Annotated in this window: 8 protein-coding genes; 6 read left to right on the forward strand and 2 right to left on the reverse strand. The window is 69.4% G+C overall.

Annotation, left to right across the window (positions count from 1 at the left end; translation table 11 throughout):
• Positions 1–71 precede the first annotated feature (71 nt).
• Positions 72–1,898, reverse strand: coding sequence for an acyl-CoA dehydrogenase (locus tag ACFWFI_RS34560; RefSeq protein WP_387398161.1), 1,827 nt, complete (start codon positions 1,896–1,898; stop codon positions 72–74).
• Between the two features lie 171 nt (positions 1,899–2,069).
• Between ACFWFI_RS34560 and ACFWFI_RS34565 the strand changes: the two genes are divergently transcribed.
• From ACFWFI_RS34565 to ACFWFI_RS34575, 3 genes are all read left to right on the forward strand, one after another.
• Positions 2,070–2,510, forward strand: coding sequence for an SseB family protein (locus ACFWFI_RS34565; RefSeq protein WP_073750539.1), 441 nt, complete (start codon positions 2,070–2,072; stop codon positions 2,508–2,510).
• Between the two features lie 151 nt (positions 2,511–2,661).
• Positions 2,662–3,618: a pirin family protein gene (locus ACFWFI_RS34570; protein ID WP_387398163.1), complete on the forward strand. Its 957-nt coding sequence runs from the start codon at positions 2,662–2,664 to the stop codon at positions 3,616–3,618.
• Positions 3,619–3,868: 250 nt separating this feature from the next.
• Positions 3,869–4,945, forward strand: coding sequence for an AI-2E family transporter (locus ACFWFI_RS34575; RefSeq protein ID WP_387398166.1), 1,077 nt, complete (start codon positions 3,869–3,871; stop codon positions 4,943–4,945).
• Here ACFWFI_RS34575 and ACFWFI_RS34580 read toward each other — a convergent pair.
• Positions 4,940–7,063 carry an ATP-binding SpoIIE family protein phosphatase gene (locus ACFWFI_RS34580; RefSeq protein ID WP_387398168.1) on the reverse strand — a complete coding sequence of 708 codons (2,124 nt, stop codon included), beginning with the start codon at positions 7,061–7,063 and terminating at the stop codon, positions 4,940–4,942. The two genes, ACFWFI_RS34575 and ACFWFI_RS34580, sit on opposite strands and share 6 nt — an antisense overlap.
• Positions 7,064–7,249: 186 nt before the next feature.
• On the opposite strand from ACFWFI_RS34580, the gene aspS reads away from it, so the two are divergent.
• From aspS to ACFWFI_RS34595, 3 genes are all read left to right on the forward strand, one after another.
• Positions 7,250–9,067, forward strand: a complete 1,818-nt coding sequence (aspS, locus tag ACFWFI_RS34585; RefSeq protein ID WP_387398170.1) for an aspartate--tRNA ligase — start codon at positions 7,250–7,252, stop codon at positions 9,065–9,067.
• A gap of 153 nt (positions 9,068–9,220) precedes the next feature.
• Positions 9,221–10,162 (forward strand): intradiol ring-cleavage dioxygenase, encoded by a 942-nt coding sequence (locus ACFWFI_RS34590; protein WP_387398172.1) that lies wholly within the window; start codon positions 9,221–9,223, stop codon positions 10,160–10,162.
• Positions 10,163–10,404: 242 nt separating this feature from the next.
• Positions 10,405–11,166, forward strand: coding sequence for a hypothetical protein (locus tag ACFWFI_RS34595; RefSeq protein ID WP_387398174.1), 762 nt, complete (start codon positions 10,405–10,407; stop codon positions 11,164–11,166).
• Positions 11,167–11,207: the final 41 nt, after the last annotated feature.

Below are 11,207 nucleotides of genomic sequence, written 5' to 3' on the forward strand. Positions count from 1 at the left end.
GCCCGCCCCTCGGCGGGGGCGGGCCGTACTTGACTTGTTCTGTGCGCAGAGCGCGAGAGGGACCGGAACGATCAGAAAGCGGCCTCGTCCAGCTCCATCAGCGAGTTGTCGACGGTCTCGGCCAGCGCGCGCTCGGCGGAGACGCCCAGCAGGATGTTGGCGGCGAAGAACTTCGCCGCGGCGATCTTGCCCTGGTAGAAGGCGGCGTCCTTGGCAGAGGCGTTCCGCAGCTTCTCGGACGCCACGACCGCGCCCTTGAGCAGCAGGTATCCGACGACGACATCGCCGGATGCCATCAGGAGGCGGGTGGTGTTGAGGCCGACCTTGTAGATGTTCTTGACGTCCTCGCCGGTCGCGGTGAGGTCCGTGATCATCGTGCCGACGATCGCCTCCAGGTCCACCGCGGCCTTGGCGAGGTTGTCCAGCGAGCCGGACAGCTCCTCGTTGCCCTGGGCACCCGCGAGGAACTTCTTGATCTCCTCGGAGAGGGTGTTCAGCGAGGCGCCCTGGTCGCGGACGATCTTCCGGAAGAAGAAGTCCTGACCCTGGATCGCCGTCGTGCCCTCGTACAGGGTGTCGATCTTGGCGTCGCGGATGTACTGCTCGACCGGGTACTCCTGGAGGTAACCGGAGCCGCCGAAGGTCTGGAGCGACTGCGCGAGCTGCTCGTAGGACTTCTCGGAGCCGTAGCCCTTCACGATCGGGAGCAGCAGGTCGTTGAGACCGTTGAGCGCCTTGGCGTCCTCGCCCGCGGTTTCCTTCACCTGGATCGCGTCCTGGACGGAGGCCGTGTACAGCACGAGGGACCGCATGCCCTCGGCGTAGGCCTTCTGCGTCATGAGGGAGCGGCGCACGTCGGGGTGGTGCGTGATGGTGACCTTGGGGGCCGTCTTGTCCATGAACTGCGACAGGTCGGTGCCCTGGACGCGCTCCTTGGCGTACTCCAGCGCGTTGAGGTAACCCGTCGACAGGGCCGCGATGGCCTTCGTGCCGACCATCATGCGGGCGAACTCGATGATGCGGAACATCTGGCGGATACCGTCGTGCTTGTCGCCGATCAGCCAGCCCTTGGCGGGGTGCTGGTCGCCGAAGGTCATCTCGCAGGTGTTCGAGGCCTTGAGGCCCATCTTGTGCTCGACGTTCGTCGCGTACACGCCGTTGCGCGCACCGAGCTCGCCGGTGGTCCAGTCGAAGTGGAACTTCGGGACCAGGAAGAGGGAGAGCCCCTTGGTGCCCGGGCCCGCGCCCTCGGGGCGTGCCAGGACGTAGTGGAGGATGTTCTCGGACATGTCGTGCTCGCCCGAGGTGATGAAGCGCTTCACGCCCTCGATGTGCCAGGAGCCGTCCTCCTGCTCGACCGCCTTCGTGCGGCCGGCGCCCACGTCCGAACCGGCGTCCGGCTCGGTGAGCACCATCGTCGAGCCCCACTGCTTCTCGACGGCGATCTCGGCGACCTTCTTCTGCGCCTCGTTGCCCTCGTCGAAGAGGATGCCGGCGAACGCGGGGCCGGAGGAGTACATCCAGACCGCCGGGTTGGAGCCGAGCAGCAGCTCCGCGTAACCCCAGATCAGGGAGCGCGGGGAGGTCGTGCCGCCGATCTCCTCGGGCAGGCCCAGGCGCCAGTACTCGGAGTCCATGAACGACTGGTAGGACTTCTTGAAGGAGCCCGGGACGGGTGCGGTGTTCGTCTCGGGGTCGAAGACCGGCGGGTTGCGGTCGGCGTCGGCGTACGAGTCGGCGAGCTCGTTCTCGGCGAGGCGGGTGACCTCGTCCAGGATGCTCTTCGCGGTGTCGACGTCCATCTCCGCGAACGGGCCGGTGCCGTACAGCTTGTCGCGCCCGAGAACCTCGAAGAGGTTGAACTCGATGTCGCGGAGATTCGACTTGTAGTGCCCCATGGGAAGGCTCCGTAATCAATAGCAGTGGCGCGCAGCGCCCCGTGGAGGAGTGAGGATCGGGCGACGGACGGCCTGGCGTGGGTATATCACCTGACCCCTACGATGATGCTACCCGTCAGTAATAAGACGCAACCCCCCGAGCCACAGATGTGTCCGATTACTCTTTGCGGCATGTATGGCTACGACCAGAACCCGGGTGCACAGCAGCAGATGGGCGGCGGCTACGGCGAGCAGCCGTTGTACCCCGAGCCCTCGCCGCCGTCCCTGGCCGACGCGGTTCGGGCCTTCACGACCGGTTCGCTGTCCGCGGAGGACTTCCAGCAGATCTTCGCCACGGCGAAGGTCTACTGCCCGCGCGGCGACAATCCCGGCTTCCTGGCCCTCCACAACACCCAGCAGCCGGTGATCCCCATGTTCACCACGCTCAAGGAGCTCCGGAGCTACGCGGGCAAGGAGTCCAAGTACTTCGTGATCACCGGCGCAGAGGTGATCGACCTGCTGCCGACCGGCTACGGCTTCGTCCTGGACATGGAGGGCGACCACCGCATGGTCTTCGACGCCAAGGCGGTGGAGCAGATGGTCGACTTCGCGATGCGCCGCATGTACGGCTGAGGAGTGCTCCTCGCCTGAGGCAGCCTGAGGGCCCGCACCGTCCCGGTGCGGGCCCTCAGCGCTGTCCGGCGGCGGCGGGAATGAATGCCGCCTTGCAAGATGTTCACCGTTCAACTAAATTGGGATCAGAAGACTCCCGGAGGTGGCTCCCATGCCCGCAGTGACCGTCGAAAACCCGCTGACCCTGCCGAAGGTCGCGGCCCAGGCCGAGGCCGTGGCCCGTCCCGTACTGACCGTCACGACCGCCCCGAGCGGTTTCGAGGGCGAGGGGTTCCCCGTGCGGCGCGCCTTCGCCGGGATCAACTACCGGCACCTCGACCCGTTCATCATGATGGACCAGATGGGCGAGGTGGAGTACGCCGCGGGCGAGCCGAAGGGGACTCCCTGGCACCCGCACCGTGGCTTCGAGACCGTCACGTACATCATCGACGGGAGCTTCATCCACCAGGACAGCAACGGTGGTGGCGGCTCCATCGAGAACGGCGACACCCAGTGGATGACGGCCGGCTCCGGCCTCCTCCACATCGAGACGCCGCCGGAGGCCCTCGTCATGTCCGGCGGCCTCTTCCACGGCCTCCAGCTCTGGGTGAACCTGCCCAAGTCCGACAAGATGATGGCGCCGCGCTACCAGGACATCCGTGGCGGCCAGGTCCAGCTCCTCGCCTCCCCGGACGGCGGCGCGCTGCTCCGTGTCATCGCCGGTGACCTCGACGGTCACGAGGGTCCGGGCATCACCCACACCCCGATCACCATGGTCCACGCGACGATCCGGCCGGGCGCCGAGGTCACGCTGCCCTGGCGTGAGGAGTTCAACGGCCTCGCGTACGTCCTCGCCGGGCGCGGCAGTGTCGGCGTGGAGCGCCGCCCCGTCCACACCGGGCAGACCGCGGTCTTCGGCAAGGGGTCCTCACTGACCGTCCGCGCCGACGAGGCGCAGGACGGCAACACGCCGGACCTGGAGGTCGTGCTGCTCGGCGGACGCCCGATCCGTGAGCCGATGGCGCACTACGGGCCGTTCGTGATGAACACCCAGGACGAGCTCAAGCAGGCCTTCGAGGACTTCCAGAAGGGCCGGCTGGGCACCGTCCCCGCCGTGCACGGGATGTAACGGCGCGCGGGGTCGGAAGAGAGCGGTGCCGGATAGGCCGGAGCGCAGCCGTCGTTGACAGCTCTGGTGAAGGTGGGGACGTACACCACCGGAGTGCCGGCGCCGCTCAACCGCGTTGTCTGCCCGAAGCGTTGATCTCAGTGACGATCCGTCGGATTGCGGCCGTGCCCCGGCGGCCGCCCCCCGGCGACCGTCACCCGTACGCGCGTGCGGAAGGGACACCGCTCCCGGCCCGTGATCGGGTGGGAGGGTGCCTACCCGGAAGCCCCTCCTGCCCGACGTCGCGTGGCGGACGGCCGCCTGGTGCGGTGTTCTGCTCCTGGTCGCCGGCGTCGCGGCTGTGGCCATCTGGCTGAGCGTCGCGCTCAAGACCGCGGTCACCCCGGTCCTGCTGGCGCTGCTCGGCACGGCGCTGCTCGGCCCTGTCCAGCGTTGGCTGACCGCCCACAAGGTGAACCGGTCGGTGGCGGCCGGACTCACCTGTGCCGTGCTCGTCGCGGTGGTCGGGGGCGCCGGCTACATCGTCGTCACAGCGCTCGTCGACAGCGGCGACCAGATCGTGGATTCGCTGAAGGAGGCCGCGCAGTGGGTCATCGACCACTTCGACATCGAGGGTGTCGCCGACGTGGACGACCTCGCGGACAACGCCAAGAACCTCGTCGAGAAGTTCGGTGCGAGCGCGGCGGGCGGACTGCTCAGCGGGATCAGCCTCATCGGGTCGCTCGTGGCCACCAGTGTCCTGGCGCTGCTGCTGACCTTCTTCTTCCTCCGCGACTCGGACCGTGCCGCGAGCCTCGCCCACAGCATCGCCCCGCGCGGCAAGGGTGACCTCGTGGAGGCCATGGGGCGCAGGGCCTTCGAGGCCGTCGAGGGGTTCATGCGCGGCACCACCTTCATCGCCCTGATCGACGCGCTCTGCATCACGGTGGGCCTGCTGATCCTGCGGGTGCCGGGTGCGGTGGGGCTCGGTGCGCTGGTGTTCGTCGGCGCCTACATCCCCTACCTGGGGGCCTTCATCTCCGGCGCCGTCGCCGTGCTCGTCGCGCTCGCGGACCGGGGCATCGTGATCGCGCTCTGGGCGCTGGGAGTGGTGCTCGCCGTGCAGGTGCTGGAGGGTCATGTGCTCCAGCCCGCGATCCAGAGCCGGACGGTCCAGATGCACCCCGCCATGATCATGATCGCGCTGACCGCGGGGGCGAGCGTCGCGGGGCTGCTGGGCATGCTGCTGGCGGTGCCGCTGTGCGCCGCCGTGTTCGGAGTGATCGGCGAGCTGCGCAAGGGATACGAGGAGGGCGGTGAGGGACCCGTGGCGCCCGGGAGCTCATGATCCGGCGGCGGCGCCCGGTTCCGCCGGCTCCGCCGACTCGTGGAGCTCGAACCAGATCGACTTCCCCTCGCCCCTCGGGTCCACCCCCCACGCGTCGGCCAGCATCTCCATCAGCACGAGCCCGCGACCGCTGGACGCCATCTCCCCCGGCCGCCGCTTGTGCGGCAGCTCGTCGCTGGCGTCGGCCACCTCGACACGCAGCCGCCGCTCGCCCCGCTCGCCCGTCACCTCCGCCAGGAGCAGCGCGTCCCCGTCCGTGTGGACGAGCACGTTCGTGGACATCTCGGAGACCATCAGTTCGGCGGAGTCGACCTGTTCCGCGTCCGCCCAGTCGTGCAGGAGCTCCCGCAGCTGCTGCCGGGCGGCCGCGACCCGCTCGGGCTCCGCCTGGGCGATGGTCATGGCCGAGCGCCGTCCCGGGGTCCGGCGCGTACGCGCCGCCTCGCGGCGCAGCACCAGGACCGCGATGTCGTCCTCGCGGCGGTCCACCAGCGGCCCGGTCGTGTAGTGCGAGCCCGGACCGTGCACGGTCTGCACGAGGGCGTCCGCGAGCTCCTCCAGGTCCTCGACGGGCTTCTCCAGGACCGGCCTGAGCCGGGTCCATCCGGTGGCCATGTCGTGTCCGCCGGTCTCGATGAGCCCGTCCGTGCACAGCATGATCGTCTCGCCGGGCCCCAGGACGACGCGGGTCGTCGGGTAATCGGCGTCCTTCTCGACGCCCAGGGGCAGCCCTCCGGCGGTCTGCCGGATCACCGCGGTGCCGTCGACGCTGATCACCACGGGGTCCGGATGGCCAGCCCGGGCGATGTCGAGGGTGCCGGCCTCCGGGTCGGCCTCCGCGTACAGGCAGGTCGCGAAGCGCGTCGCGTCGGACTGATCCTCGCCGTCGGCGAGGTCGTACGTCTCCGTCAGCCCGGACAGGAAGCGCGAGGCCCGGGAGAGCACGGCGTCGGGGCGGTGCCCCTCGGAGGCGTACGCGCGCAGGGCGATCCGCAGCTGGCCCATCAGCCCCGCCGCCCGCACGTCGTGCCCCTGGACGTCACCGATGACGAGGGCGATACGGCCGTTGGGGAGCGGGATCATGTCGTACCAGTCGCCGCCGACCTGGAGCCCCCCTCCCGTCGGGATGTAGCGTGCCGCCACCGTCAGGCCGGGTACGCCGGGGCCGAGGGACGGCCTCATCGCCTTCTGGAGGCCCAGTGACAGCTCGCGCTCGGTCTCGGCGGCACCGGCGCGGGTCAGGGCCTGTGCCAGCATCCTGGCCACCGTCGACAGCACGGAGCGCTCGTCCGGCGAGAAGGCCACGTTGTGGCGGAACCCGGCCATCCAGGCGCCCATGGTGTGCCCGGACGAGATCAGCGGAAGAAAGGCCCAGGACTGGCGCCCGAATTCCTGGGCGAGGGGCCAGGTGGCCGGGAAGCGCCGCCGGTACTCCTCAGGTGATGAGAGGTAGATCGCCTGGCCGGTCCGCACGACCTCGGCGGCCGGATAGTCCGTCTGCAGGGGCATGTCGGTGAACGGCTTCTCGTCGCCGACGTTGTGCCCGTGGTGCCCGATGACCGTCAGCCGCTCGCCCGAGACCCCGAAGACGGCGAGTCCGTCCGGCGAGAAGCCGGGCATGGAGAGTGAGCCGGCGACCCGCAGGACCTCCTCGGTGGACACGGCCTCGGCCAGCGCCCGCCCCGCGTCCAGCAGGAAGGCCTCGCGCGAGCGTCGCCAGTCGCCCGTCAGCGGGGTCTGTGCCGCGGTGGCCTCAGGGGGCTGGGCGACCTCCTGGAGGATCCCCATCAGTACGTACGTATGGCGGCCCGGGGTGTCCAGCGCGACCGGCTTGGACCGGGTGCGCACCGTGCGTACGACCGCGCCGGTCTCGTCCACGATGCGCATCCTGGCCTCGGCCACCGTGCCCTCGGCGATCGCGAAGTTCACGATGCCGTCGATCTCGTTCCAGTCGGCCGGGTGGAAGCGGGGGCGCACCTCCTCGCCGGGGCGGACAGTCGACTCGGCGGGCAGTCCCACCAGCCGTGCCGCCTCGGCGTCGAACGTGACCGTGCCCGATGAGCTGTCCCAGCTCCACAGGCCGGTCCCGATCGCAGCCAGGATCTCCTCGGTGCGCATTGCCCCACTTTAGGAAGATGTTCTCCACGGTCGCCACCGAGGGAGGGCCGCCCGGCAGCGACCGCGGGAGGCCGTCGGGCACGTCTCGGACAGCCGTGCGGCAACAATGCCAATGAAGCGGTGCGTCCACGGGCGGTAGCCTGGGGTGTCAATCCACCCCGAACCGCGAAGACTGGATGAACGACGATGCATCGGTACAGGTCCCACACCTGCGGCGAGCTCCGCGCCTCTGACGTCGGCACCGACGTCCGGCTGAGCGGCTGGCTGCACAATCGTCGAGACCTGGGCGGCATCCTCTTCATCGATCTGCGCGACCACTACGGTCTGGTGCAGCTCGTCGCCCGTCCCGGCACCCCCGGCAACGACGCCCTGGCGAAGCTGACCAAGGAGACCGTCGTCCGGATCGACGGCAAGGTCTCCGCGCGCGGCGCCGACAACGTCAACCCGGAGCTCCCGACCGGCGAGATCGAGATCGAGGTCACCGAGGTCGAGGTGCTGGGCGAGGCCGCCCCGCTGCCCTTCACGATCAACGCCGAGGACGGCGTCAACGAGGAGCGGCGCCTGGAGTACCGCTTCCTCGACCTGCGCCGTGAGCGGATGCACCGCAACATCATGCTGCGCTCGTCCGTCATCGCTTCCATCCGTTCGAAGATGGTGGCCCTCGGCTTCAACGAGATGGCGACCCCGATCCTCGCCGCGACGTCCCCCGAGGGCGCCCGTGACTTCGTGGTCCCGTCCCGCCTGAACCCGGGCAAGTTCTACGCCCTTCCGCAGGCGCCGCAGCAGTTCAAGCAACTGCTGATGATCTCCGGTTTCGACCGCTACTTCCAGATCGCGCCGTGCTTCCGCGACGAGGACGCCCGTGCCGACCGCTCGCCGGGCGAGTTCTACCAGCTCGACGTCGAGATGTCGTTCGTGGAGCAGGAAGACATCTTCCGGCCGATCGAGAAGCTGATGACCGAGCTCTTCGAGGAGTTCGGCAACGGCCGCCACGTGACCTCGCCGTTCCCGCGCATCCCCTTCCGCGAGTCGATGCTGAAGTACGGCAACGACAAGCCGGACCTCAGGGCCAAGCTGGAGCTCGTCGACATCTCCGACGTGTTCGCCGACTCCGGGTTCAAGGCGTTCGCCGGCAAGCACGTCCGTGCCCTGCCGGTGCCGGACACCGCGGGCCAGTCCCGGAAGTTCTTCGACGGTCTCGGTGAGTACGCCGTCGAGCACGGCGCCAAGGGTCTCGCCTGGGTTCGCGTGGGCGAGGACGGCACGCTGGCCGGGCCGATCGCCAAGTTCCTCACCGAGACGGACATCAAGACCCTCACCGAGCGTCTGTCCCTCGTCCCCGGCCACGCGGTCTTCTTCGGCGCGGGCGAGTTCGACGAGGTCTCCAAGATCATGTCCGCCGTCCGTGTCGAGGCCGCCAAGCGTGCCGGGCACTTCGAGGAGGGCGTCTTCCGGTTCTGCTGGGTCGTCGACTTCCCGATGTACGAGAAGGACGAGGACACCGGCAAGATCGACTTCTCGCACAACCCGTTCTCCATGCCCCAGGGCGGCATGAAGGACCTGGAGGAGAAGGACCCGCTGGACATCCTGGCGTGGCAGTACGACATCGTCTGCAACGGCATCGAGCTGTCCTCCGGCGCCATCCGTAACCACGAGCCCGAGGTCATGCTGAAGGCCTTCGCGATCGCCGGTTACGAGGCGGAGACCGTCGAGAGGGAGTTCGCGGGCATGCTGCGCGCGTTCCGCCTCGGCGCCCCGCCGCACGGTGGCATCGCCCCGGGCGTCGACCGCATCGTGATGCTGCTCGCCGACGAGCCCAACATCCGCGAGACCATCGCCTTCCCGCTCAACGGCAACGCCCAGGACCTGATGATGGGCGCCCCGAGCGAGCTGGACGAGACCCGCCTGCGCGAGCTGAACATCCAGCTCCGCAAGCCCGTCGCGACGGCGAAGGACAAGGCGGAGGCCAAGGACTCGGTGGCGAGGGACACGGGCGCGAAGTAAGCCTGTTCCGCTTCCGTTCCACGTGAAACAGTCCCCGGCCGCCCGGCCGGGGACTGTTTCTGTCTGTGCGTCCCCGGTGATCACCGGGGACGCACAGGAACGCACAGCCTGCACCCATGTTCCTGCCAGCCGGACTGCCTAGATTCCCTGTTCATGACAGAGAATCAGGGACCCGCACACAAGAAGGACTTGACCCGGCGCCGGGTGATCCTCGCCGGTGGAGCGGTCGTGGCCGCCGCGGGAGTCGGGGCAGGGGTCGTCGCCACCGCCTCGGCCGACGAGGAGAAGAGCGCCGCCTCCGGTACGACGGCCGGACAGGGCGAGGCGTGCTACCGGCTGACCTCGGAGACCACCGAGGGCCCGTACTACATCGACGCCGACAAGATCCGGAAGGACATCACCGAGGACAAGGAGGGCATCCCGCTGACCCTCCGGCTGAAGGTGATCGACTCCGACACCTGCAAGCCGCTGAAGAAGGCGGCCGTCGACATCTGGCACTGCGACGCACTGGGGATCTACTCCGGCTACGAGAGCATGAGCCAGGGCGGCCCCGGTGGCGGCACCCCGCCGAGCGGCGCACCCACCGGCGTACCCACCGGCGTACCGACCGACGCGCCGACCGGTACCCCCACCGGGACACCTCCCTCCGGTGGTCCGGGCGGTGGCGGCGGACACAGCGAACCCACCGACGACGAGCGCTACCTGCGGGGCACCCGGCTCACCGACCAGCACGGGTTCGTGGAGTTCACGACGATCTTCCCGGGCTGGTACCAGGGCCGTGCCGTGCACATCCACACCAAGGTGCACGTCGGCGGGAAGATGACCGAGGCCGGGTACGAGGGCGGCCTGACCTGCCACACCGGTCAGTTCTTCTTCGCCGAGTCCGCGGTCCTCGACTCCGCGAAGGAGGAGCCGTACTCGACGAGCACCACCACCAGGACGACCCTGACCGAGGACACCATCTACGACCAGAGCGGTGTGACGGGCGGGCTGCTGAAACTCTCGTACCGCAAGGGAAAGATGGCACGCGGCGTGATCGGTTCGATCACGATGGGCGTCGACCCCGACGAGACCCACGACGGCACCGGCCTCTAGAGCCCCGGAGGCCGTCACCGGCATACGGGGACCCCCGGTAGGAACCCCCTGGCGAAGGGCCCGGAACCGCGACGGTTCCGGGCTCTTTGACTGCGTACGGGTGGACCGTGCGGAACTTTCCGGACCTCGGGTACACGAACCGGGTACATCCGGATGGCCCCGGTTCCGATTCGGCGCCGTCGGGCCCGGCAAAGACTGGCACGGGAAGTGCTCGTCCGCCCCCCACCGAGGAGTTCCGCACCGTGTCCGTCCCGCGTCGCCCCTATGCTCTGCTCGTCATCCTGTTCCTGCTGGTCATCGGCTGTTCCGCCGGGGCGGTGCAGACCTCCGACCCCGCTGCGCCCCCCGGTGCCGCCGGTCCCGAGTCCGCAGCCGCGGAGCCCCGTGCCGTGGAGCCGTCCCGCGCCCCGGCGGATCTTCCGGCGCTCGGCCCGCAGACCCGGGCACAGATCCCCGCCACCGCCCGGCAGGCCGTTGTGGTGACCGGCCAGGGCCCCGATTCCAACCGCTCCGCGGTCGTGCTCTACAGCCTCGACGACCCCGCTCTCGGCTGGAGACCCGGGGCGGGTCCCTGGCCCGCCCACAACGGCATGGAGGGCTGGACCGACCACCATCTCGCAGACGACCTCCGGTCCCCGGTAGGGGTCTTCGGCCTCACCGACGCGGGCGGCCGGCTGCCCGACCCGGGCGCGCTGCTCCCGTACGACGAGGAGGCCCGCTTCGCGGTGAGCGGCGAGGGCTTCCTGGGGGAGCCACTCGAAGGCTCCTTCGACTATGTCGTCGCCATCAACTACAACCGCACCCCCGGCACGAGCCCGCTGGACCGCACCCGGCCGCTCGGCGGTGAGAGGGGCGGCGGCATCTGGATCCACGTGGACCACGGCGGACCGACACAGGGCTGTGTCTCGCTGGCCGAGGACCGGATGCGGGAGCTTCTGCTCGCACTGGATCCCGCGAAGTACCCCGTGATCGTGATGGGGGACGCCGCGTCGCTGGCCCGCTGACGCGACATGCGCAGGAGCCCGGGTCCCGATGTGTCCGGGAC

It is taken from the genome of Streptomyces sp. NPDC060209, from assembly GCF_042728155.1.
Taxonomy (GTDB): domain Bacteria; phylum Actinomycetota; class Actinomycetes; order Streptomycetales; family Streptomycetaceae; genus Streptomyces.